Raw genomic sequence first — 20,524 nt, 5'->3', positions numbered from 1 at the left:
TTTTACCATATCAATTTGAAACAGTTGTGCTTCTTACATATGCGATCACTTCTATATCTGCAAAAGCACATTCAAAACTATTATCTGTAGTGGAAATTTTAATCATGCCCTTAGGCAATCTGGTGATGAGTCTGATGGAATAAGTTCCATCAATGTTGATCAACCAGTGCCCATCAAGCACTTCTGTAAATTTTTGCTCACAGATGTATGTAGTAGGTCCGTCGAGAACAACAATCGGGGCAGAAAGCTTCGCAGGAAGAAATGACGCGTCAAAAACATATGAGCCATCTTCAACCATTTTTCCCGCAACCAGACGAAACTTCACGAGCTCTTCGGTGGTTGCTGTTTGAGAACTTAGTTTAAGGCCTTGCCCGGTGGTTAACCAATTGAGTGAAGTGCCTGTTTCGAGGGCACACTGAATTATCCAATCTGCGGGAAAGGTATCTCGCATGTATCTATTAGCCAAAGTGCTTTTTGACACTTCTAAGTGGTCAGCAAGGGCCTGCCGTGTCGTAAACCCATATGCCTCGACCAATCGCTCAATCGCAGCCTTGCCACCCTGATTGGGATTTATTTTGATCTCATTTGGGTACTTTGATGTTGACATATCTCTTATGCGATCCTAGTATCAATTTCGTTCCCATTTGGGGACTTGTCACGATTACTACCGGCTCACCACAAGCCAATAGGAGATGTTGCATCATGACCCCTAACATTTCAATCACTCTGAATACACCGCACGTCACAATTGAACGCTATAGCGAGCTAACAGGACTGCCTGTAGACACCATTAACGACATGCTCGCTGATGGTCGTTTGCCTCGCCACCGTCTGCGTAAGGACAAGAAGCGCGAGAAAGTGATGATTAATATCGTCGCGCTGACGGTTGATGCGCTTTCTGATTGCAATGTCGCTATTAGTTAGTTCCATTTTGAGATACATCGGAGTTTCTTGCTATGTTTGACTATCGAGTTTCCAAACACCCGCATTTCGATGATGCCTGCCGTGCCTTTGCCTTACGTCATAACATGGCGAAGTTGGCAGAACGCGCTGGCATGAATGTCCAGACGCTGCGCAACAAGCTAAACCCGGAGCAACCGCATCAACTTACGCCGCCGGAGATCTGGCTGCTGACTGATATCACAGAAGACTCAACGTTGGTTGACGGTTTTCTGGCTCAAATCCATTGCCTGCCGTGCGTACCATTGAATGAAGTGGCAAAAGAGAACCTGCCACATTACGTCATGAGTGCAACTGCGGAGATTGGGCGTGTAGCTGCAGGCGCAGTATCCGGTGATGTGAAAACCAGTGCTGGTCGCCGCGATGTTATCAACAGCATCAACGCTGTTACACGCCTTATGGCCCTCACTGCAGTTTCATTGCACGCGCGTTTGCAGGCGAATCCGGCGATGGCAAGTGCAGTAGATACCGTAACGGGCCTTGGTGCTTCGTTCGGTCTGATCTGAGGTGGTTATGCTGACTAAAGAACCCTCTTTTGCATCACTTCTCGTTAAGCAAAGTCCTGCAATGCACTGCGGTCATGGCTGGATAATGGGGAAGGGTGGCAAGCGCTGGCACCCGTGCCGCTCTCAGGATGCGCTGCTGGCTGAACTGTCTACTAAAAAGCAGGGGAAACCATGGCTATTGAAGGCGATGCTGCGACTGTTCCGCTAAGTGCTGGCCTCCGCCTTAATGGGTTAAACCACATCGCGGAATTAAGGGCGAAAGTGTTTGGCTTAAATATTGATTCAGAACTGGAGCGCTTTATTAGCGATATGCGGGACCAACGGGATATTAACCATGAGCAGAATAAACGCTCATTAGCTGCAATATTCTTTATGGCAAAGATTCCGGCGGAACGTCATAGCGTCAATGTTAGTGAGCTGACGACTGACGAAAAGCGGGAGCTGATTAAAGCAATGAACCATTTCCGTACAGTGGTGAGTTTATTTCCAAATCGGCTAGCCATGCCGAATTAATTCACAACCGAAATTAAAGGCGTAAACCCGCCGGGCATCTTATTGCCCAAATTCAGGAGAAACAACAATGCGAAATATTGAAACCCGAATCACCAAAACAGGACCAGATGATGCTGGCCTTAACCAGATGCTGACTGATGCGCGCATGGAAGAACGCCGTGCACGTGCTGCGGCAATGGCAGCCCGTCTTGATAGCCTGGCTTGCCATATCACGTCACGCCAGCTTAATCACGTTGAAGCGGCGGAGCTGCTGCGTATTGCGGCTGAAAACATTCAGAACGAAGCGCAGGAGATCCACTGATGGCTGATTCAATGGACCTTGTACAGCAGCGCGTTGAAGAAGAACGTCAGCGCCACATCCACACCGCCCGCAACAGAACGCCGGGCGTTTCCCGTGTGCTTTGCATTGATTGTGATGCACCGATCCCGCCAGCTCGCCGCCGCGCCATTCCGGGCGTGCAGTGCTGTATCACTTGTCAGGAAATTGCAGAGCTGAAAGGCAAACATTACATAGGGGGGGCTGTATGAGCACCATCCTGAAATGGGCGGGAAATAAAACCGCAATAATGCCGGAACTGATTAAACACCTTCCTGCGGGCCCGCGACTGGTTGAACCTTTCGCGGGTTCCTGTGCTGTGATGATGGCGACAGACTATCCTCATTATCTTGTCGCGGATATTAATCCAGACCTGATTAATCTTTATCAGGTGATTAAGAATGATGTTGAATACTTCATCAAAGAGGGCCGATACCTTTTTGAAGCCCGTAATGATTCAGAGGCATATTATAAGACGAGACAGGAGTTTAACTTGCGCCATGGTGGCGCAATTGAACGCGCATTGTATTTCTTATATTTAAATCGCCATGGTTATCGCGGACTGTGTCGCTATAACTTGAACGGTTATTTTAATGTTCCTTACGGTAATTATAAAAAACCGTACTTCCCTGAAAATGAAATATGCGCTTTTGCCGAGAAAGCAAAACGCGCAACGTTTATCTGCGCCAGCTATGACGAGACGCTGGCACTGCTGCAGACGGGGGATGTGGTTTATTGTGATCCGCCATATGACGGAACGTTTACCGGTTATCACACCGATGGTTTTACAGAGGATGACCAGTATCATCTGGCGTCTATTCTTGAGCGCCGGTCATCAGAAGGTCATCCGGTTATCGTGTCCAACAGCGACACATCCCTGACTCGCTCCCTTTATCGTAATTTCACCCATCACCGTATAACCGCTAAGCGCAGCATGGGCGTGGCTGCCGGTGATAGTAAAACTGCAGTAGAAATCATCGCCGCAAAATCAGCATGCTGGTTTGGTGTTGATTTGGCGTCTGGTCCTGATATCTCGGTGGAAGCTGAGGTGCGGGCGTGGCAGTGAGTAAATTCACATTACATCATGCACAAACCATCGGCGACTCGAATGAGGCCGCCGTGGCTTTTCCATGGAATGCCCCAAAAAAAGCGGTTAACCCGTATCTGGACCCGGCGGAAGTTGCGCCGGAGTCTGCGCTTTCAAACCTCATCACTCTGTACGCTGCGGATAACGAGCTGGAGCATCTGCGCCGTGAGGCGCTGAGTGATAAGGTTTGGGAACGTTATTTCTTCAATGAATCCCGCGATCCTGTCCAGCGTGAAATAGAGCAGGATCGGCTGATTAGCCATGCAAAAATGGCCCGCGAACAGCAGCGCGTTAATCCCGATTTGGTGATTATTGCCGATGTAAGCGCCATGCCTGCCCATATCAGCAAGCCTCTGCTGGAGCGGATTAAATACTTCCATAGCCTGGGCAGGGCTAAAGCTTATTCCCGCTATCTGCGCGAAACAATCAGACCGTGTCTTGAGCGGCTGGAGCACGTGCGTGACAGCCAGGTGTCTGCGTCTTTCCGGTTCATGGCGAGCCAGGACGGGCTGGAGGGGCTACTGGTACTGCCTGAAATGAGTCAGGATCAGGTCAAACGTTTGTCCACGCTGGTTGCGGCACATATGAGCATGTGTCTCGATGCGTCCTGCGGTGATCTGTTCGTCAGCGATGATGTAAAACCAGAAGAAATCCGCCAGGCATGGGAAAGGGTTGCTGCAGAAGCCATGCGCCTTGAGGTCATCCCGCCAGCGTTTGAGAAGCTACGTCGCAAAAAGTACCGCCGCAAGCCGGTGCCTTATGAACTGATCCCACCATCGCTGGCGCGTATGCTGTGCGCGGACTGGTGGTATCGCAAACTGTGGCAGATGCGCTGCGAGTGGCGGGAGGAACAGCTGCGTGCCGTCTGCCTGGTCAACAAGAAAGCGTCCCCGTATGTCAGCTATGAAGCCGTGATCCACAAACGCGAGCAGCGCCGCAAATCGCTGGAGTTCTTCCGCTCGCATGAGCTGGTCAATGAAGACGGCGACACGCTGGACATGGAAGATGTGGTGAACGCCAGCAACAGCAACCCGGCACACCGCCGTAATGAAATGATGGCCTGTGTTAAGGGGCTGGAACTGATAGCGGAAATGCGCGGAGACTGCGCGGTGTTCTATACCATCACCTGCCCGTCACGCTTCCACGCAACCCTCAACAACGGCAGACCTAATCCGAAGTGGACCAGTGCCACTGTTCGGCAGAGCAGTGATTATCTGGTTGATACGTTCGCCGCTTTCCGCAAGGCCATGCACAAGGCCGGGTTGCGCTGGTACGGCGTCCGCGTTGCAGAGCCGCACCATGACGGCACCGTGCACTGGCATCTTCTGTGCTTTATGCGCAAAAAAGACCGTCGTTCCATCACCGCGCTGCTGCGTAAGTTCGCCATCCGTGAAGACCGCGAGGAACTGGGCACCAATACCGGCCCGCGCTTCAAGTCCGAGCTAATCAACCCGCGCAAGGGTACACCGACCAGCTACATCGCCAAATACATCAGTAAGAACATCGACGGGCGCGGGCTGGCTAAAGAAATCAGCAAAGAAACCGGCAGATCATTGCGTGACAGCGCCGAGCATGTCTGTGCCTGGGCGTCACTGCACCGTGTCCAGCAATTCCGTTTCTTTGGTATTCCGGGGCGTCAGGCATACCGTGAGCTGCGCCTGCTGGCTGGTCAGGCGGCGAGAGTGCAGGGCGAACGCAAAGCGGGTGCACCGGTACTGGATAATCCGCGTCTGGATGCGGTACTGGCAGCTGCAGATGCGGGTTGCTTTGCCACTTACATCATGAAGCAGGGCGGTGTACTGGTTCCCCGCAAACATCACCTTGTCCGCACGGCTTATGAGCTTAACGACGAACCGAGCGCCTACGGCGATCACGGTATCCGTATCTATGGCATCTGGTCCCCGATTATAGAGGGCAAGATTTGCACGCACGCGATGAAGTGGAAAAAGGTTCGTAAGGCCGTTGACGTTCAGGAGGCGACAGCCGACCAGGGCGCTTGCGCCCCTTGGACTCGTGGCAATAACTGTCCCCCTGTTGAAAATCTGAACAAATCAGGGGGTGATTTACCCGATATTAAAACCATGGATGAGAAGGAACTGCACGATTACCTCCACGGCATGAGTCAGAAGGAACGCCGGGAGCTGACAGCCAGGTTGAGACTGGTAAAACCGAAGCGGCAGAATGGGTACAAACAGCAGATTAGCAATCATCAGCGCCAGCAGCTTGATACTGAACTAAGGTCTAGGGGATTTGATGCGAGCGATACCAAGGTGGATCTGCTTCTGCGTGGCGGCAGTATCCCGTCCGGAGCCGGGCTGCGTTTGTTCTACCGAAATCAGCGCCTGCAGGAAGATGACAAATGGCGGCAGTGGTACTAAGAGGGCTGGAATGAGGCTATCTATTAATCAAAGGGTTAGCTGAGTAAAAAACTATTTCAGCTTTAAATACATATGATGTACTGTATATATAAACAGTAATATTGGGAGGGAGTTGTGAACGATTTGTTCATGGAGTCACTTGCACTGCAACGGATAGAACTTATGGCCCGGCTGGTCGCCAGCTCAGATTGTAGCGATGACGACAAGGAGGTGGCGATTTCGTGGCTGTCAGAGCTGACGAGCGATCTGGTTACCAGGCTAAATGAGTACGGAGTAAGGCAAGATGAAAGCACGCATTAGTGATTTTGCACCGTGGGAATCTCCCTCCCATACAGCATACGGCGACTTGATAACGCAGTGCATGTCTATGGTGCATGGATTCGCATGATCCAAAAAGGATCACAATGGACCGGGGCCGCCAGAACTGGCGCGCTTTCCGGTCCGTCATGCACCTGCATGAAAACCACTCCATAAAGCGGGCAGGCGTGGCGGGGATACGAGCGCGCGCTTGTGGCTTTGAATACTCAAATCATGTAATGTTAATAGTTTAGACTTAGATGTTATTTTAGAATCGTAGCTCACTAGAACTGTGTTAATTGGGAAGTATTCATGGATAAACAACGTGCTTCACAAGTTTTTGTGCCAGGTGGTATGCCGAGATTGACTTATGTTGAGCGCTCTGAAGGAGAGGTTCATGGAAAACTGGAGAGTGCTAAAGATAATTTATGTAAGTTAGTAACTTTAACTGGGCAAACAAAGTCTGGTAAGACTGTAATTACAAGAATGGTATTCCCAGCCATCGATGATGATGTTGTATGGATTGATGGTGGGAGTATTACAACAGAAGATGATATTTGGGAGCAGGTATTAGAAAAACTAAATGGCTACCATAGCATTGAAGTTAATTCTGGAGAGAATAGTGCTCTGGCAGTTAGTGGGAAGGTATCTGGGACTGCAAGTGCATTAGTTGTTAAAGGAACTGGCGAGGCTGGTTTAGTTCAGACGGATGGAAAGTCAAACGGTAGTAAAAAATCGCGAACGACATCCGCAAAAAGTTCTGCACTAAAAGTGCTCTCTCAAACTAAGTCTAGTCTCATAATTGATGATTTTCATTACCTTGATCGTGACCTACAAGGGAACTTTATTAGAGCGGTAAAACCATTAGTGTTTGATGGGGTACCTGTTGTACTGATAGCCATTCCACATCGAAGATATGATGCTGTAAAAGTTGAAAAAGAAATTACCGGACGGCTAGAAAATATTTCTATGCCTTCATGGGAAATGGATGAGCTAAAACAAATAGCAAAAGTAGGTTTTCCTCTGTTAAATATGGAAGTTAGTGATTCAGTAATTGATAAAATTGCTAATGAATCATTGGGGAGCCCTCATTTAATGCAAGAGTTTTGTAAGGCTATATGTTTAGCAAATAATGTTAAAGAAACTCTGTCGAGTAAGTTGGTTATTAATGTTTTAGATGATGATATTTTTAGAAAAGTTGCGGAATCAACAGGGAAAATAGTATTTGATAAGCTGGCTAGTGGCCCTAATCAGCGAACTGACAGAATTCCGAGAAAACTTAAGAATGGTGAGGAAGTAGATATATATAAAGTTGTATTATATGCTTTGTCACATATGAAACCAGGAATGCAAAGTATTCAGTACGAGGAGTTAAGATCAGCCATACGTGAACTGGTGCAAGATACTCCTCCACAAGCTCATGAGGTAACTCGTGTTATAGAAAAAATGGCTAAAATAGCTGCAACGGAAGAAGCTTCAACCCCTGTAATAGATTGGGATAAGGAAGACCGAAAGTTGCATATCACTGATCCATTTTTTGCCTTTTACCTAAAATGGCGATAAAAATTCTGGCTGCCAAACTGGCAGCCTTAAAGCTAATTTGAATGAAGTTTATATTCTTCGAACTGGATCACTTTTTCTTTTAACCATACATTTAGCTCTTCAAATCTTTTTTGCAATGGTATTAGTTCATTGCGTACAAATACGTTACTCGCCTTTTCAACATCCCCAAACCCTCCAACATTGCTTGGCATAATCCCCATCATTTGCGGCGGCACGCGGTGCGCTGCCATCATGTCGTCACGGCTCACATTCTTGATGTTCAGAAACTCATCCTTTGCCGCCACCTCCGACAGCGGGATAATCTGGATGCCGTCTTTTTTGCCGTTGGGTGAGTACATAAACAGGTTGCGGAAGTTACCCGGACCTTTGGCGCTTTTCATGGCCTGGCGGATGTTGTTCACGTCCTCCTGGTTCTGCGCGGCGTCAGTCATGTACATGATGAAGCCTGCGTGGCTGCCGTTAATGTAGTACTTCCGGCGGAACAGTGTTGCGGACTCATTCAGCAGGGCGGAAGGGATGGCTGACAGATATTCCGGCAGGCCGTAAATCTCCTGGTTTAAATCCGGCTCCATCAGGTGAAAGATGCTGCCTTTGGTGAACTCGTAGGGCTGCGTGGTCATGCCGTACTGCACAAACCAGTAAGTATCCAGGTCCACGCCGCGGCGGGTGTATTTCGCCAGCGATGGCTCCAGCGACAGAATACCGCCAAGGCGGTTGGTGCGTTTCTCCAGATAGGCGTTACCGAATACCAGATAGTCCTGCACAAAGCGGCTGAATGCCTGCTGGCTCAGTAGTGGATGAGGGATAAAGGTGCTGGTCAGAATGTTGCGTTTGACGGCTATCGGCGAGCTGTGATGCACGGCTGCGCGGTAGGTGCGCGCCAGTCCGTCAAAGCTGACCGGCGGCTCATACCAGCGGTCCATCTGCACGCATTCCACATAGTCCAGCAGCTCGCGGCGGTCCAGCACCGGGACTGGGTCACCAAAGCTGAAAGCCTCGGCAGTCACGCCTGCGTTTTTAGGCACTGTATCTTCTGTTGGCGTTGTGCTGGTTAAGGCTTCGGGTTCACTCATCAAAAAATCTCCACAATATTGCTGGTATTGGCGGATTCGCCCTGCAGCGGTTCGTTAAACAGTGCGTGCATCGTTGCCCAGGCCAGGTCTGCATGGCTGGCTTCTTCGCTGCGACTGGCTTCGTAGGTTGGGCGGTTACCGCTGGCGGTGGTGGCCCGGCGGATAGCCATAAAGGACTGCGCAATGTCGGTGTGCCCGGCATCAAACTCCAGACGGCGGTGGCTGATAATGTCGTATGCCTTGAGCACCAGGGCGTTTTTGACGTTGGGGTTGTAGACAAACTCCCGCACGGCAGGAAAGAACGCTTTTACGTTCTCATAAACACCGTGCCCGACGCCGGTCGAGTCGATGCCGATATAGGTCACGTTGTACTGCTGCGTCAGCTTTTTGATAGCGTCCGCCTGGGCGCGAAAGTCCATCCCGCGCCACTGATGACGCTCCAGAATGCGGAACTTCCCGCCCGGTACAGTGGGCGGTGCCATAACCACGCAGCCTGCGCTGTCACCGTTCTGCGTACCTTTCGCCGGGTCGTAACCGATCCAGACTTCTCGCCAGCCAAACGGGCGCAGCGCCAGAGCCTGAAAATCGGTCCAGACTTCCCAACTGTCCACCATGCACGCCTGCAGCTCGCTGAGCGGGAATACTGACGCCAGATCGTCAATAAATTCGCACATCAGCAGGTTCTGGTATTCGTCCGGGCTGTACTCCATGCGCAGCTGGTCGAGGTCGAACAGGTTACAGCCGCCGCGCACCGCATCCTCCACGGTGACGATCTGGCGGTACTGTCCGTCAGGGCAGAGCAGGCCGCGCGCAAGGTTGCTGTGGGTCAGGTCAATATCCACCTTGTCGGCTTTGGCACGGCCCCGGTTAAACAGCGCGCCGGACCAGAACGGATAGGCGCTGTGGGTCAGGCTGGACGGTGTGGAAAAGTAGGTTTGTCGCCATTTCTTGTGAATGGCCATACCGGAGGCAACCTTGCGCAGCTCCTGGAATTTCGGTATCCAGAAATATTCATCAAGATACAGGTTGCCGTGGTAGCTCTGCGCCGTGCGGGCGTTGGTGCCGAGAAAGTACAGGCACGCGCCGTTGCTGAGCGTCATCGGGTCGCCTTTCAGCTCAACATCCACCTCTTTTGCAAAGTCGATGATGTACTGCTTAAAGACGTGCGCCTGTGCCTTACTGGCTGAAAGGAAAATCTGGTTGCGCCCGGTGGTGATGGCATCAATCAGCGCTTCGCGGGCAAAAAAGTATGTTGCCCCAATCTGGCGTGACTTAAGCAGGTTGCGAATGCGGTGTTTTACGCCTGCCTGCCACCAGTGGCGCTGATATTCAAACATGCCGTTGCGGAAGATTTCTTCCAGCTTTTCGGTCTGTTCATCAGTGAAAACATTCTTTTCGGGCTGGCGGCGTGGCCCTTTGTTACGGTTGGCAACTTTCGGGTTTAAATCAGCTTCGTTCCCGCCATCGTTAAATTTTCCGATCCGGGCATGGCGCTCTGACTGGCGCGCCAGCAGGTCAATTTCCTTGAAGTCTTTTCCTTCTTTCTGCTCCTTCATAATGAGCTGGCAGTAACGTGCGGCGGTGGTGAGCTGCATCTGATCCAGCGGCCCATAGTCGCCCCACTTGTCGCGCTTCTTCCAGCTGTGAACGGTTGCAACTTTCTCGCCCAGCATTTCAGCAATGCGGGCTACGCGGTATCCCTGAAAGTACAGCAGCATGGCCTGCCGACGGGGATCGAGGTCTGCGGGGGTCAGTGTCGTGTTCATGGCCCAAACATACGGCCTTGTATGGCGGCTTTCCCCGGCTGCGTTTTGTGTGGTTTACCGTACAAATACAGCGCGTTGTCTCACTCCCCCCATCACCGCAAACATAAGGCTCCAGTAAGTTATTTCTAACGGAGCATGGCTCATGACAGTGAAAGCAAAGCGTTTCCGTATCGGGGTGGAAGGTGCCACCACTGACGGGCGCGAGATCCAGCGTGAATGGCTGGTACAGATGGCTGCCAGCTACAACCCGACGGTCTATACCGCGCTGATTAACCTTGAGCACATCAAGTCTTATCTGCCGGAGAGCACGTTTAACCGCTATGGCAGGGTGACGGGGCTGGTTGCAGAAGAAATCCAGGACGGCCCGCTGGCGGGCAAGATGGCACTTTATGCCGATATCGAACCCACTGACGCCCTGGTGGAACTGGTGAAAAAAGGCCAGAAGCTTTTCACCTCCATGGAGGTCAGCACGAAGTTTGCCGACACCGGCAAAGCCTACCTTGTGGGGCTGGGTGCGACAGACGATCCTGCGAGCCTTGGCACCGAAATGCTGGCTTTCAGCGCCAGCGCCGCACATAACCCGCTGGCAAACCGTAAGCAGAACCCTGAAAACCTGTTTTCGGAAGCGGTTGAAACGCTGATCGAACTTGAAGAAGCCCAGGACGAAAAGCCGTCCCTCTTTGCCCGCGTCACCGCGCTGTTCACCAAAAAAGAGCAGACCGACGATGCGCGTTTCTCAGACGTGCATAAAGCCGTGGAACTTGTCGCCACCGAGCAGCAGAACCTGAGCGAGCGCACTGATAAATCCCTGGCTGAAAACGGTGAACGCCTTTCCGCGCTGGAGTCCTCCCTGCAGGAACAGCAGGCCGCCTTTGCCGAGTTACAGCAGCAGCTGAGCCGTGAAGACAGCCGTAAAGACTACCGCCAGCGCGCGCCGGGCGGTGACGCACCGGCAGGCACCCTGACCAATTGCTGATGGAGCATAAAACCCGATGAAAAAGAAAACCCGCTTTGCCTTTAACGCTTACCTGCAGCAACTGGCGCGCCTGAACGGTGTGGAGGTTGAAGAACTGTCCAGCAAGTTTACCGTGGAGCCGTCCGTGCAGCAGACGCTGGAAGACCAGATCCAGCAGTCCGCCGCTTTCCTGACGCTGATTAACATCACGCCGGTCACTGAGCAGTCCGGTCAGTTGCTGGGGCTGGGCGTTGGCAGCACCATTGCCGGAACCACCGATACCACCACCAAAGAGCGCGAGCCTACCGATCCGACGCTGATGGAAGACGTGGAATACAAATGCGAGCAGACCAACTTTGATACGGTGCTGACCTACGCAAAACTGGACCTGTGGGCGAAATTCCAGGACTTCCAGGTGCGTATTCGCAACGCCATCGTCAAGCGTCAGGCGCTGGACCGCATCATGATCGGCTTTAACGGCGTGAAGCGCGCCAAAACCTCCAACCGTGCTGAAAACCCGCTGCTGCAGGACGTCAATAAAGGCTGGCTGCAGAAAATCCGCGAAGACGCGCCGGATCACGTCATGGGCAGCAAAACCGCAGAAGACGGCACCACTACTGCAGAACCGGTAAAAGTCGGTCCGGGTGGTAAGTATGTAAATCTTGACGCGGTGGTGATGGATACCGTCAACGAGCTGATCGATGTGGAGTATCAGGATGATGACGAGCTGGTTGTTGTCTGCGGACGTGAACTGCTGTCTGACAAGTATTTCCCGCTGGTCAACAAAGAGCAGGACAACAGCGAGAAAATCGCCGCCGATCTGATCATCAGCCAGAAACGCATGGGCGGCCTGCAGGCTGTGCGCGCGCCTTTCTTCCCGGCAAATGCCCTGCTGATCACCCGTCTGGATAACCTGTCCATCTACTGGCAGGAAGACACCCGCCGCCGTTCAGTTATCGACAACCCGAAACGCGACCGGATTGAAAACTTTGAATCCGTCAACGAGGCGTATGTGGTCGAGGACTACCGCTGCGCGGCACTGGTGGAAAACATCGAAATCGGTGATTTCACCCCGCCTGCAGCAGAAACAGGAAACGGAGAGTAACGCATGAGCCTGAGTCCCGCACGGCAGCACCGCCTGCGCATTCAGGCCGAACAGGCCGCCCGTGAGGGCGGCAGTGTTCGCCATGCGTCGGGTTATGACCTGATGCTGCTGCAACTGGCAGAAGATCGCCGCAGGCTTAAAGGCATCCAGTCCACGGTGAAAAAGGCGGAAATCAAGGTGGAGCTGCTGCCGAAATATTCTGCCTGGGCAGAGGGCGTGCTGGCTGCCGGAGGCGCGCAGCAGGATGACGTGCTGATGTACGTGATGTTGTGGCGCATCGACGCCGGTGATTATGCCGGTGCGCTGGAAATCGGGCGTCATGCGCTGCGCCATGGCTGGGTGATGCCGCTGGGCAACCGTAACGTGCAGACCGTGCTGGCAGAAGAAATGGCAGACGCGGCGCAAAGCGCTCTGCTTGCTGCTGCCGGTTTTGATGCCGATCTGCTTCTGCAGACGCTGGACCTGACAACCGATCTGGATATGCCGGACCAGTCGCGGGCGCGCCTGCATAAAGCCATCGGCGCTGTACTGAGCGAAAGCAATCCGGCGTCTGCCCTGAATCACCTTACCCATGCGCTGCAGCTTGATCCCCGCTGCGGTGTGAAAAAAGAAAAGCAGCAGCTGGAGCGCAGACTGCGCAATGACAGTCGCTAACGAACGTGCCCCGCGCACGGGCGGCACGGGATGGCGAAAGGCACTGCCACATCAAAATTCCGTCCACCGCCCACTTATTCAGGAGAAAGCCGCATGAAGTTTGTTGCGCCCGAACAGGCACCGGAACAGGCGGAGGTCATCAAAAATACGCCGTTCTGGCCTGATGTGGACCTGTCGGAATTTCGCAGTGTGATGCGAACTGACGGCACGGTGACGCAGCCGCGTTTAAAGCAGGTTGTGCTGACGGCTATTTCTGAGGTTAACGCTGAGCTGTACGACTTCCGCAACCGCCAGCAGATGCTGGGCTGGCGGACACTTGCTGAGGTTCCTGCAGAAATGCTGGACGGCAAAAGCGAGCGTATTCAGCACTACCACAACGCCGTTTTTTGCTGGGCGCGCGCTGTGCTCAATGAGCGTTATCAGGACTATGACGCCACGGCGTCAGGCGTGAAGCGAGGGGAGGAGCTGGCGGAGGCCAGCGGCGATCTGTGGCGTGATGCCCGCTGGGCTATCAGCCGGGTGCAGGATGCACCGCACTGTACGGTGGAGCTTATCTGATGAAAGTGCGTGCGCATCAGTATGACACGGTGGACGCGCTTTGCTGGCGTCATTACGGGCGCACGCAGGGTGTCACTGAGCAGGTTCTGAAGGCGAATCCGGGGCTGGCTGAGTACGGCCCATTTTTACCGCACGGGCTGCAGGTGGAGCTGCCGGACATTACGGCGTCAACCACAGCGCAGACCGTCCAGCTATGGGACTGAATTATGACGCTTGAACGAATCAGCGCCTTTATCACTTACTGCATCGCCGTGCTGCTGGCATGGCTGGGCGATCTGTCGCTCAAAGATGCGTCAACGGTTGGCGGCGTACTGATTGGTGTGCTGATGCTGGCTATCAACTGGTACTACAAACACCAGTCTTTCAAATTGTTACGTGGCGGCAAAATTTCGCGGGGGGAATATGAATCCTTCAATCGTTAAGCGCTGCCTTGTCGGGGCGGTGCTGGCTATCGCCGCCACGCTGCCCGGTTTCCAGTCGCTTCATACCTCCGTCGAGGGGCTGAAACTGATTGCCGATTACGAGGGATGCCGCCTGCAGCCTTATCAGTGCAGTGCGGGCGTGTGGACTGACGGGATCGGCAATACTTCCGGTGTGGTGCCGGGGAAAACCATTACGGAGCGGCAGGCGGCGCAGGGACTTATCACCAACGTGCTGCGCGTGGAGCGGGCGCTGGAAAAATGTGTGGTGCAGCCGGTGCCGCAAAAGGTCTATGACGCGGTGGTGTCGTTTGCTTTCAACGTGGGAACCGGCAACGCCTGCAGCTCCACGCTGGTTAAGTTGCTGAACCAGCGGCGCTGGGCGGATGCCTGCCATCAACTGCCGCGCTGGGTATATGTCAAAGGTGTGTTTAATCAGGGGCTGGACAACCGCCGCGCGCGGGAAATGGCCTGGTGCTTAAAAGGAGCATAACGGAATGAAAAAGAAAGTCATGAGCGTTTTTTTCCAACTGGTATGGGCTGCGCTGTTGGTTATCAGCCTGCTGTATCCGCGCAGCGGTGCGCCGGTTCTGGTTGGTGCGTCTGTCTGGGTGTCATGCTTCCTCGCCTGGCTGCTTGCTGCGCTGTGCGCGGTCGGGTGGTTCGCCGGAGATCGGGCGCGCGATGAGGTCAGGGCGGCATTGCTGAAATTCAGGGCGCACCCCGTAAAACCCGTGCGTACATGGGTAATCAGGCTGCTTATTGTTCTGTGCCTGGCGTTTTCTGGATGGGTGATCACCCTGGTGTTTTACCTGCTGACGTTGGTTTTGTATCAGATTGCCCGCGCGCAGCTTCATGAGCCGATGGCGGCCTGATGCGTGCGCTGGCGGTAGTGCTGGCGCTGGTACTTGCGGCGCTGGGCTGGCAGTCATGGCGGCTTAACAATGCCAGCCACACCATCGAAACGCAGGGCGCGGCGCTGAAAAGCAAAACGCAGGAGCTGACGAAGAAAAACAGCCAGCTGATCGGCCTGTCCATTCTGACCGAAACCAACAGCCGAGAGCAGGCGCGGCTTTATGCGGCAGCGGAACAGACCACCGCACTTCTGCGCAGCCGCCAGCACCGGATCGAGGAACTGAAACGTGAAAATGAGGATTTGCGCCGCTGGGCTGATACTCCTTTGCCTGCTGACATTATCCGGCTGCGGGAGCGTCCGGCCCTCGCCGGAGGTGCAGCTTACCGTGAGTGGCTGTCCCAGAGTGACGCAGTGCCGTCTGGAAAGGTCAGCGCCGCGCAGTAACGGCGATCTGAACGCGGTGCTGGATGAAACCGAGGCCGCCTGGGCGGTCTGTGCTGACAAAGTGGACACGATTATTGCGTGTCAGGAGCGAGACAGTGAACAAACCGCAGTCCTTACGCAGCGCCCTGAATAAAGCGGTTGCTTATGTCCGCGACAACCCGGACAAGCTGCACCTTTTCGTTGATAACGGCTCACTGGTGGCAACCGGTGCCAGCTCCATGTCATGGGAATACCGCTACACCCTGAACGTGGTGATCGAGGATTTCAGCGGCGACCAGAATCTGCTGATGGCTCCTGTGCTGCTGTGGCTAAGTGACAACCAGCCGGATGCTATCAATAACCCGGAGCTGCGCGAAAAACTGTTCACCTTTGAAGTGGATATTCTGCGCAACGATGTGTGCGATATCAGCCTGAACCTGCAACTGACGGAGCGCGTGCTGGTCAGCACTAACGGCAGCGTGTCAAGCGTTGAAGCGGTGCCGGAGCCGGACGAACCCGAAGAAATGTGGACGGTGAAACGTGGATGAACTGCAGAGGGTGGATGACTGGCTGACGGCATTGCTGGCAAATCTGGAGCCTGCTGCACGCAGCCGTATGATGCGGCAACTGGCGCAACAGCTGCGCCGGACGCAGCAGCAGAATATCAGGCTGCAGCGTAATCCTGACGGCAGCGGCTATGAGCCGCGCCGGGTGACAGCCCGCAGCAAGAAGGGACGTATCAAACGCCAGATGTTTGCAAAGCTTCGCACCACAAAATACCTGAAAGCCGCTGCCAGTGCGGACTCCGCCAGCGTGCAGTTTGATGGCAAGGTGCAGCGCATTGCCCGTGTTCATCATTACGGTCTGCGTGATCGCGTCAGCCGCAAAGGCCCGGAGGTCCGCTACGCAGAGCGCCGCCTGCTGGGCGTGAATGATGAGGTGGAAACCGTTACCCGTGACACTCTGTTGCGCTGGCTGGCGGGGTGATATTTGTTTCATCGCTGGTACAAGCACCAGAACTGCCTACCTTTTCCCACTGATGGCAACCTTTCGTTATGAATGCACAACTGACCGAAATTATGCGCCTTATCACCAATCTGATCCGCACCGGCACTGTGACCGAAGTGGACCGGAAAAAGTGGCTGTGTCGGGTGAAAGTGGGCGAACTTGAAACTAACTGGATTAACTGGCTGACGCTGCGCGCCGGTGGTGCCCGTACATGGTGGTGTCCGTCGCCGGATGAGCAGGTGGTGGTGCTGAGCATGGGCGGCAATCTGGAAACCGCTTTTGTGCTGCCCGCTATCTACTCCAATCAGTTTCCGCCACCGTCGGATTCCGTGGACGGCTGCGTGACGGAGTACCCGGACGGGGGATGGTTTGAGTATGAACCCGCCACCGGACGGTGGCATGTCAGGGGCATCAAATCCATGGTGATCGAGGCATCAGACAGTGTCACCTACAAAACCGCTGAGTTTGTGGTGGAGGCTGACACCACGCGCATTAACAGCGAGGTGGTGATCAATGGTGGCGTCACTCAGGGCGGTGGCGCAATGAGTTCTAACGGGATCGTAGTTGATGACCATGAGCATACTGGTGTTCTGAAAGGCGGCGCTAACACGGGAGGTCCGGTATGACGTTGTATATCGGTATGAGCAGGAATGACGGGCAGGCTATTGCAGATACAGACCATCTGCGCCAGTCGGTGCGGGATATTCTGCTGACGCCGAAGGGCAGCCGTCTTGCTCGCCGGGAATATGGCTCCCTGCTGTCTGCCCTGATTGACCAGCCACAGAACCCGGCGCTGCACCTGCAGATTATGTCTGCGGTCTATGTGGCGCTGAACCGTTGGGAGCCGCGCCTTACGCTGGACTCCATCACCATCAGCGGAAATATTGACGGCTCTATGGTGGTTGAGCTTACCGGACACAGCAATAACGGCGCGCCAGTTTCCCTTTCCGTTTCAACAGGAGCAGACAATGGCAGTCATTGATCTTTCCCAACTACCGCCGCCGCAGATTGTGGACGTGCCGGACTTTGAAGCATTGCTGGCAGAACGCAAGGCCGCCTTTGTGGCCCTCCATCCGGCTGATGAACAGGAGGCCGTTATGCGCACGTTAGCGCTGGAGTCAGAACCTGTCACCAAACTGCTGCAGGAGAATACTTACCGCGAAATCCTGCTGCGCCAGCGTATTAATGAGGCTGCGCAGGCGGTCATGGTGGCCTATTCCATGGGAAATGACCTTGAGCAACTGGCAGGTAACTGCAATGTGAAGCGCCTGACGGTAGTCCCTGCCGATAATGACGCGGTGCCGCCGGTCGCTGCAGTGATGGAAAGTGATGAAGCATTACGCCAGCGCATTCCTGCAGCATTTGAGGGGCTGTCCGTTGCAGGGCCGACGGGAGCCTATGAGTTCCACGCCAGAAGTGCCGACGGGCGCGTGGCGGATGCCAGCGCAACCAGTCCTGCACCGGCAGAGGTGGTGCTTACCGTACTGAGCCGCGAGGGTGACGGTACGGCAGGGGCTGACCTGCTGGCAGTGGTTGAGAAGGCGCTTAACAGTGAAAAGGTTCGCCCTGTGGCAGACCGCCTGACGGTGCGCAGCGCTGAAATTATTCCGTACAGCGTGGACGCAACGATCTTCCTTTATCCGGGGCCGGAGGCTGAGCCGGTGATGGCAGAAGCAAAAGCCAGTCTGCAAAAATACATCGCCAGTCAGACGCGGCTGGGACGTGATATCCGCCGCAGCGCCATTTATGCCGCGTTGCATGTGGAGGGCGTCCAGCGTGTGGAGCTGACGTCCCCGCTGGGTGATGTGGTGCTGGATAAGACGCAGGCGGCATCCTGTACTGAATGGAGCGTCACCAACGGGGGCACGGATGAATAGCCTGTTGCCGCCGGGTTCGTCGCCGCTTGAGCGCCGACTGGCGCAGACCTGCAGCGGGATTTCCGATCTGCAGGTATCGCTGCGTGATTTGTGGAACCCGGAAACCTGCCCGGTCAGATTCCTGCCTTATCTGGCCTGGGCGTTTTCTGTTGACCGCTGGGATGAGGGCTGGACAGAAAGCGTCAAGCGCCGTGTTGTGCAGGACGCGTTTTATATCCATCAGCACAAGGGGACAACCAGCGCCGTGCGGCGCGTGGTGGAGCCGTTCGGTTTCCTGATCCGCATCATTGAGTGGTGGCAGACTGGCGAAACACCGGGGACGTTCCGTCTGGATATTGGCGTGCAGGACCAGGGCATAACAGAAGAAACCTATCTGGAACTGGAGCGTCTGATCGGTGATGCCAAACCGTGCAGCCGTCATCTGGTTGGCATGTCCATCAACCTGCAGACAGGCGGCCCGTATTTTGTGGGTGCAGCCACTTATACCGGCGAAGAAATCACGATCTACCCGTATATCAACGAAACCATTATTTCCGGCGGCACCGCTTATGAGGGCGGCGCGGTCCATGTTATTGACACGATGAGAGTGAACCCATGAGCGCAAAATTTTATACCCTGCTGACGGATATCGGCGCGGCGAAACTGGCAAGCGCCGCCGCGCTCGGTGTCCCACTAAAAATTACCCATATGGCGGTGGGCAGCGGTGGCGGTGTGCTGCCCACACCCAACGCGCAACAGACCGCGTTAGTGGCTGAGGAACGCCGCGCAGCGCTGAATATGCTGTATATCGACCCTCAGAACAGCAGCCAGATTATTGCTGAGCAGGTGATCCCGGAAAATGAGGGCGGGTGGTGGATTCGTGAAGTCGGCCTGTTTGATGAAACAGGTGCGCTAATTGCTGTGGGAAACTGCCCGGAGAGCTACAAGCCGAAGCTGGCGGAGGGCAGCGGACGCACGCAGACCGTGCGCATGGTACTGATTACCAGCAGCACCGATAACATCACCCTGAAAATTGACCCCGCTGTGGTTCTGGCAACCCGCAAATATGTGGATGATAAGGTGCTGGAACTTAAGGTGTATGTGGATGACCTGATGGCAAAGCATCTTGCAGCTGTTGATCCTCATTCGCAGTATGCACCAAAAGACAGTCCGACTCTGACAGGCATGCCTAAAACGCCAACGCCACCGGCAGGAAACAACAGCACCCTGATTGCCAGCACCGCCTTTGTACAGGCCGCTATTCTTGCCGTGATTGGTGGCGCACCGGCAACGCTGGATACGCTGAAAGAAATTGCAGCAGCTATCAATAATGACCCGAATTTCAGTACCACCATTAACAATGCGCTGGCACTGAAAGCACCGCTGGCAAGCCCGGCCCTGACCGGAACGCCAACGGCTCCGACTGCGGCGCAGACTGTGAACAATACGCAGATTGCCACTACAGCATTTGTGAAGGCAGCTATTGCCGGACTGGTTGGTTCGTCGCCGGAGGCGCTGGACACATTGAATGAACTGGCAGCTGCGCTGGGGAATGATCCTAACTTTGCGACAACAGTGATGAACGCGCTGGCGGGGAAACAGCCCCTCGATGCCACTTTGACTAACCTCAGCGGGAAAAGTGTTTCAGCCCTTCTACAATACCTTGGTTTGGGAGAAGGCTCTGCGTTGCCGGTGGGGGTTCCGGTGCCGTGGCCTCTCCCGAACCCGCCGCAGGGATGGTTGAAATATAACGGCGCGCACTTCGATAAGAATATGTATCCGAAATTAAGCGCGGTATATCCGGCTGGCATATTACCCGACTTACGCGGTGAATTTATTCGTGGCTGGGATGATGGAAGGGGGATCGACAACAGTCGATCATTGTTGTCAGCTCAAGGTGATGCAATCAGGGATATTACAGGAGGTACAGCAGTCAAAAATTATAATGGCTGGCTTGCTAATGGCGAAATGAAAACAACAGATGGTACAGGAGCTATTAGAATTAATAGCGAAGGTCCTCGTGTTTATTCCCCCGGCGCAGCATCTGGGACTATTTCAACAAACTGGTTTTATTGGGATTTTGCAGCTTCTCGTGTTGTGCCAACTTCATCAGAAAATCGCCCACGTAACCTGTCGTTTAATTACATTGTGCGGGCTATGTAACAACATCAATATCAAGAATAACCGAGAACGGCCAGTATAGTAGAATCCTGCCCCAGCACGAAGGATGA

General features: G+C 54.1%; 30 protein-coding genes. 27 read left to right on the top strand and 3 right to left on the bottom strand.

The genetic code is table 11. The features are described 5' to 3' along the window. Positions 1–10: 10 nt before the first annotated feature. Positions 11–607 carry a phage repressor protein CI gene (locus tag HVZ52_RS15090; protein WP_087052922.1) on the bottom strand — a complete coding sequence of 199 codons (597 nt, stop codon included), beginning with the start codon at positions 605–607 and terminating at the stop codon, positions 11–13. A 95-nt stretch (positions 608–702) separates the two neighbouring features. On the opposite strand from HVZ52_RS15090, the gene HVZ52_RS15085 reads away from it, so the two are divergent. The 10 genes from HVZ52_RS15085 to HVZ52_RS15045 all read left to right on the top strand — a co-directional run bounded on the left by HVZ52_RS15085 (position 703) and on the right by HVZ52_RS15045 (position 7,620). Continuing rightward, positions 703–924, top strand: coding sequence for a regulator for prophage (locus HVZ52_RS15085; RefSeq protein WP_004201303.1), 222 nt, complete (start codon positions 703–705; stop codon positions 922–924). A 32-nt stretch (positions 925–956) separates the two neighbouring features. Next, a complete protein-coding gene (locus HVZ52_RS15080; protein ID WP_087052923.1) occupies positions 957–1,466 on the top strand; it encodes a phage regulatory CII family protein in 510 nt (169 codons plus the stop codon). 7 nt (positions 1,467–1,473) lie between these two features. Continuing rightward, the gene (locus HVZ52_RS15075) at positions 1,474–1,674 is read left to right on the top strand and encodes a phage filamentation protein Fil family protein (protein WP_072105325.1); all 201 of its coding nucleotides are present in this window, start codon (positions 1,474–1,476) and stop codon (positions 1,672–1,674) included. Beyond that, positions 1,638–1,979 (top strand): DUF5347 family protein, encoded by a 342-nt coding sequence (locus HVZ52_RS15070; protein ID WP_181598409.1) that lies wholly within the window; start codon positions 1,638–1,640, stop codon positions 1,977–1,979. Before HVZ52_RS15075 ends, HVZ52_RS15070 begins: the two co-directional genes overlap by 37 nt. Positions 1,980–2,046: 67 nt before the next feature. Then, complete coding sequence (locus HVZ52_RS15065; RefSeq protein WP_001244238.1) at positions 2,047–2,280, top strand: DUF2732 family protein; 234 nt, start codon at positions 2,047–2,049, stop codon at positions 2,278–2,280. Beyond that, complete coding sequence (locus HVZ52_RS15060; protein ID WP_111465855.1) at positions 2,280–2,507, top strand: TraR/DksA family transcriptional regulator; 228 nt, start codon at positions 2,280–2,282, stop codon at positions 2,505–2,507. Before HVZ52_RS15065 ends, HVZ52_RS15060 begins: the two co-directional genes overlap by 1 nt. Further along, complete coding sequence (locus HVZ52_RS15055) at positions 2,504–3,361, top strand: DNA adenine methylase (RefSeq protein ID WP_181598408.1); 858 nt, start codon at positions 2,504–2,506, stop codon at positions 3,359–3,361. The genes HVZ52_RS15060 and HVZ52_RS15055 overlap by 4 nt, the downstream gene beginning before the upstream one ends. Then, positions 3,352–5,760 carry a replication endonuclease gene (locus HVZ52_RS15050; protein WP_181598407.1) on the top strand — a complete coding sequence of 803 codons (2,409 nt, stop codon included), beginning with the start codon at positions 3,352–3,354 and terminating at the stop codon, positions 5,758–5,760. The genes HVZ52_RS15055 and HVZ52_RS15050 overlap by 10 nt, the downstream gene beginning before the upstream one ends. A gap of 114 nt (positions 5,761–5,874) precedes the next feature. Beyond that, positions 5,875–6,060: a hypothetical protein gene (locus HVZ52_RS23070; RefSeq protein ID WP_032431649.1), complete on the top strand. Its 186-nt coding sequence runs from the start codon at positions 5,875–5,877 to the stop codon at positions 6,058–6,060. Between the two features lie 309 nt (positions 6,061–6,369). Next, positions 6,370–7,620, top strand: a complete 1,251-nt coding sequence (locus tag HVZ52_RS15045; protein ID WP_181598406.1) for a hypothetical protein — start codon at positions 6,370–6,372, stop codon at positions 7,618–7,620. 32 nt (positions 7,621–7,652) lie between these two features. On the opposite strand, the gene HVZ52_RS15040 is transcribed toward HVZ52_RS15045, so the two are convergent. Further along, the gene (locus HVZ52_RS15040; protein WP_181598405.1) at positions 7,653–8,693 is read right to left on the bottom strand and encodes a phage portal protein; all 1,041 of its coding nucleotides are present in this window, start codon (positions 8,691–8,693) and stop codon (positions 7,653–7,655) included. Continuing rightward, complete coding sequence (locus HVZ52_RS15035; RefSeq protein ID WP_048232606.1) at positions 8,693–10,459, bottom strand: terminase ATPase subunit family protein; 1,767 nt, start codon at positions 10,457–10,459, stop codon at positions 8,693–8,695. Before HVZ52_RS15035 ends, HVZ52_RS15040 begins: the two co-directional genes overlap by 1 nt. 142 nt (positions 10,460–10,601) lie before the next feature. Here HVZ52_RS15035 and HVZ52_RS15030 point away from each other — a divergent pair, with 142 nt between their 5' ends. From HVZ52_RS15030 to HVZ52_RS14955, 17 genes are all read left to right on the top strand, one after another. Then, entirely contained in the window at positions 10,602–11,435 is an 834-nt protein-coding gene (locus tag HVZ52_RS15030; RefSeq protein WP_019077489.1) for a GPO family capsid scaffolding protein, read from the top strand. A 16-nt stretch (positions 11,436–11,451) separates the two neighbouring features. After that, complete coding sequence (locus tag HVZ52_RS15025; RefSeq protein ID WP_000730754.1) at positions 11,452–12,519, top strand: phage major capsid protein, P2 family; 1,068 nt, start codon at positions 11,452–11,454, stop codon at positions 12,517–12,519. Positions 12,520–12,522: 3 nt separating this feature from the next. Continuing rightward, a complete protein-coding gene (gene gpM / locus HVZ52_RS15020) occupies positions 12,523–13,173 on the top strand; it encodes a phage terminase small subunit (protein ID WP_040230488.1) in 651 nt (216 codons plus the stop codon). A 93-nt stretch (positions 13,174–13,266) separates the two neighbouring features. Continuing rightward, positions 13,267–13,731, top strand: a complete 465-nt coding sequence (locus HVZ52_RS15015; protein WP_025711939.1) for a head completion/stabilization protein — start codon at positions 13,267–13,269, stop codon at positions 13,729–13,731. Next, positions 13,731–13,934 (top strand): tail protein X, encoded by a 204-nt coding sequence (locus HVZ52_RS15010; protein ID WP_001397651.1) that lies wholly within the window; start codon positions 13,731–13,733, stop codon positions 13,932–13,934. Before HVZ52_RS15015 ends, HVZ52_RS15010 begins: the two co-directional genes overlap by 1 nt. Positions 13,935–13,937: 3 nt before the next feature. Beyond that, the gene (locus HVZ52_RS15005; protein WP_000171565.1) at positions 13,938–14,153 is read left to right on the top strand and encodes an HP1 family phage holin; all 216 of its coding nucleotides are present in this window, start codon (positions 13,938–13,940) and stop codon (positions 14,151–14,153) included. Beyond that, complete coding sequence (locus tag HVZ52_RS15000) at positions 14,134–14,643, top strand: lysozyme (RefSeq protein ID WP_019077486.1); 510 nt, start codon at positions 14,134–14,136, stop codon at positions 14,641–14,643. The genes HVZ52_RS15005 and HVZ52_RS15000 overlap by 20 nt, the downstream gene beginning before the upstream one ends. A gap of 4 nt (positions 14,644–14,647) precedes the next feature. Beyond that, complete coding sequence (locus HVZ52_RS14995; RefSeq protein WP_181598404.1) at positions 14,648–15,025, top strand: DNZ54_00345 family protein; 378 nt, start codon at positions 14,648–14,650, stop codon at positions 15,023–15,025. After that, on the top strand, positions 15,022–15,450 hold the full coding sequence (gene lysB / locus HVZ52_RS23065) for an Rz-like lysis system protein LysB (protein WP_172725519.1): 429 nt from the start codon (positions 15,022–15,024) through the stop codon (positions 15,448–15,450). The genes HVZ52_RS14995 and lysB overlap by 4 nt, the downstream gene beginning before the upstream one ends. Beyond that, positions 15,335–15,583 (top strand): Rz1-like lysis system protein LysC, encoded by a 249-nt coding sequence (lysC, locus tag HVZ52_RS22960; RefSeq protein WP_223151184.1) that lies wholly within the window; start codon positions 15,335–15,337, stop codon positions 15,581–15,583. The genes lysB and lysC overlap by 116 nt, the downstream gene beginning before the upstream one ends. Next, complete coding sequence (locus HVZ52_RS14985) at positions 15,546–15,977, top strand: phage tail protein (RefSeq protein WP_001528539.1); 432 nt, start codon at positions 15,546–15,548, stop codon at positions 15,975–15,977. Before lysC ends, HVZ52_RS14985 begins: the two co-directional genes overlap by 38 nt. After that, positions 15,970–16,416: a phage virion morphogenesis protein gene (locus tag HVZ52_RS14980; RefSeq protein ID WP_181598403.1), complete on the top strand. Its 447-nt coding sequence runs from the start codon at positions 15,970–15,972 to the stop codon at positions 16,414–16,416. The genes HVZ52_RS14985 and HVZ52_RS14980 overlap by 8 nt, the downstream gene beginning before the upstream one ends. A 68-nt stretch (positions 16,417–16,484) precedes the next feature. Beyond that, the gene (locus tag HVZ52_RS14975; protein WP_181598402.1) at positions 16,485–17,063 is read left to right on the top strand and encodes a phage baseplate assembly protein V; all 579 of its coding nucleotides are present in this window, start codon (positions 16,485–16,487) and stop codon (positions 17,061–17,063) included. Continuing rightward, a complete protein-coding gene (locus HVZ52_RS14970) occupies positions 17,060–17,419 on the top strand; it encodes a GPW/gp25 family protein (RefSeq protein WP_181598401.1) in 360 nt (119 codons plus the stop codon). Before HVZ52_RS14975 ends, HVZ52_RS14970 begins: the two co-directional genes overlap by 4 nt. Continuing rightward, positions 17,406–18,314, top strand: coding sequence for a baseplate assembly protein (locus HVZ52_RS14965; RefSeq protein WP_181598400.1), 909 nt, complete (start codon positions 17,406–17,408; stop codon positions 18,312–18,314). Before HVZ52_RS14970 ends, HVZ52_RS14965 begins: the two co-directional genes overlap by 14 nt. Next, complete coding sequence (locus HVZ52_RS14960; protein ID WP_181598399.1) at positions 18,307–18,912, top strand: phage tail protein I; 606 nt, start codon at positions 18,307–18,309, stop codon at positions 18,910–18,912. The genes HVZ52_RS14965 and HVZ52_RS14960 overlap by 8 nt, the downstream gene beginning before the upstream one ends. Continuing rightward, positions 18,909–20,456 carry a phage tail protein gene (locus HVZ52_RS14955; protein ID WP_181598398.1) on the top strand — a complete coding sequence of 516 codons (1,548 nt, stop codon included), beginning with the start codon at positions 18,909–18,911 and terminating at the stop codon, positions 20,454–20,456. The genes HVZ52_RS14960 and HVZ52_RS14955 overlap by 4 nt, the downstream gene beginning before the upstream one ends. Positions 20,457–20,524 lie beyond the last annotated feature (68 nt).

The sequence above is a fragment of the Citrobacter sp. RHB36-C18 genome (genome assembly GCF_013814485.1).
In the GTDB taxonomy this organism is placed as follows: Bacteria; Pseudomonadota; Gammaproteobacteria; order Enterobacterales; family Enterobacteriaceae; genus Citrobacter; species Citrobacter braakii.
Note: the sequence above shows the minus strand (reverse complement) of the source record. Positions and strands in the feature narration are given on the sequence as shown.

Excerpts from the sequence above, each read along its gene's own strand:
- HVZ52_RS15090 (WP_087052922.1), bottom strand. The coding sequence starts at position 607 with ATGTCAACATCAAAGTACCCAAATGAGATCAAAATAAATCCCAATCAG.
- HVZ52_RS15085 (WP_004201303.1), top strand. The coding sequence starts at position 703 with ATGACCCCTAACATTTCAATCACTCTGAATACACCGCACGTCACAATT.
- HVZ52_RS15080 (WP_087052923.1), top strand. The coding sequence starts at position 957 with ATGTTTGACTATCGAGTTTCCAAACACCCGCATTTCGATGATGCCTGC.
- HVZ52_RS15075 (WP_072105325.1), top strand. The coding sequence starts at position 1,474 with ATGCTGACTAAAGAACCCTCTTTTGCATCACTTCTCGTTAAGCAAAGT.
- HVZ52_RS15070 (WP_181598409.1), top strand. The coding sequence starts at position 1,638 with ATGGCTATTGAAGGCGATGCTGCGACTGTTCCGCTAAGTGCTGGCCTC.
- HVZ52_RS15065 (WP_001244238.1), top strand. The coding sequence starts at position 2,047 with ATGCGAAATATTGAAACCCGAATCACCAAAACAGGACCAGATGATGCT.
- HVZ52_RS15060 (WP_111465855.1), top strand. The coding sequence starts at position 2,280 with ATGGCTGATTCAATGGACCTTGTACAGCAGCGCGTTGAAGAAGAACGT.
- HVZ52_RS15055 (WP_181598408.1), top strand. The coding sequence starts at position 2,504 with ATGAGCACCATCCTGAAATGGGCGGGAAATAAAACCGCAATAATGCCG.
- HVZ52_RS15045 (WP_181598406.1), top strand. The coding sequence starts at position 6,370 with ATGGATAAACAACGTGCTTCACAAGTTTTTGTGCCAGGTGGTATGCCG.
- HVZ52_RS15040 (WP_181598405.1), bottom strand. The coding sequence starts at position 8,693 with ATGAGTGAACCCGAAGCCTTAACCAGCACAACGCCAACAGAAGATACA.
- HVZ52_RS15035 (WP_048232606.1), bottom strand. The coding sequence starts at position 10,459 with ATGAACACGACACTGACCCCCGCAGACCTCGATCCCCGTCGGCAGGCC.
- HVZ52_RS15030 (WP_019077489.1), top strand. The coding sequence starts at position 10,602 with ATGACAGTGAAAGCAAAGCGTTTCCGTATCGGGGTGGAAGGTGCCACC.
- HVZ52_RS15025 (WP_000730754.1), top strand. The coding sequence starts at position 11,452 with ATGAAAAAGAAAACCCGCTTTGCCTTTAACGCTTACCTGCAGCAACTG.
- gpM (WP_040230488.1), top strand. The coding sequence starts at position 12,523 with ATGAGCCTGAGTCCCGCACGGCAGCACCGCCTGCGCATTCAGGCCGAA.
- HVZ52_RS15015 (WP_025711939.1), top strand. The coding sequence starts at position 13,267 with ATGAAGTTTGTTGCGCCCGAACAGGCACCGGAACAGGCGGAGGTCATC.
- HVZ52_RS15010 (WP_001397651.1), top strand. The coding sequence starts at position 13,731 with ATGAAAGTGCGTGCGCATCAGTATGACACGGTGGACGCGCTTTGCTGG.
- HVZ52_RS15005 (WP_000171565.1), top strand. The coding sequence starts at position 13,938 with ATGACGCTTGAACGAATCAGCGCCTTTATCACTTACTGCATCGCCGTG.
- HVZ52_RS15000 (WP_019077486.1), top strand. The coding sequence starts at position 14,134 with ATGAATCCTTCAATCGTTAAGCGCTGCCTTGTCGGGGCGGTGCTGGCT.
- HVZ52_RS14995 (WP_181598404.1), top strand. The coding sequence starts at position 14,648 with ATGAAAAAGAAAGTCATGAGCGTTTTTTTCCAACTGGTATGGGCTGCG.
- HVZ52_RS14975 (WP_181598402.1), top strand. The coding sequence starts at position 16,485 with ATGAATGCACAACTGACCGAAATTATGCGCCTTATCACCAATCTGATC.
- HVZ52_RS14970 (WP_181598401.1), top strand. The coding sequence starts at position 17,060 with ATGACGTTGTATATCGGTATGAGCAGGAATGACGGGCAGGCTATTGCA.
- HVZ52_RS14965 (WP_181598400.1), top strand. The coding sequence starts at position 17,406 with ATGGCAGTCATTGATCTTTCCCAACTACCGCCGCCGCAGATTGTGGAC.
- HVZ52_RS14960 (WP_181598399.1), top strand. The coding sequence starts at position 18,307 with ATGAATAGCCTGTTGCCGCCGGGTTCGTCGCCGCTTGAGCGCCGACTG.
- HVZ52_RS14955 (WP_181598398.1), top strand. The coding sequence starts at position 18,909 with ATGAGCGCAAAATTTTATACCCTGCTGACGGATATCGGCGCGGCGAAA.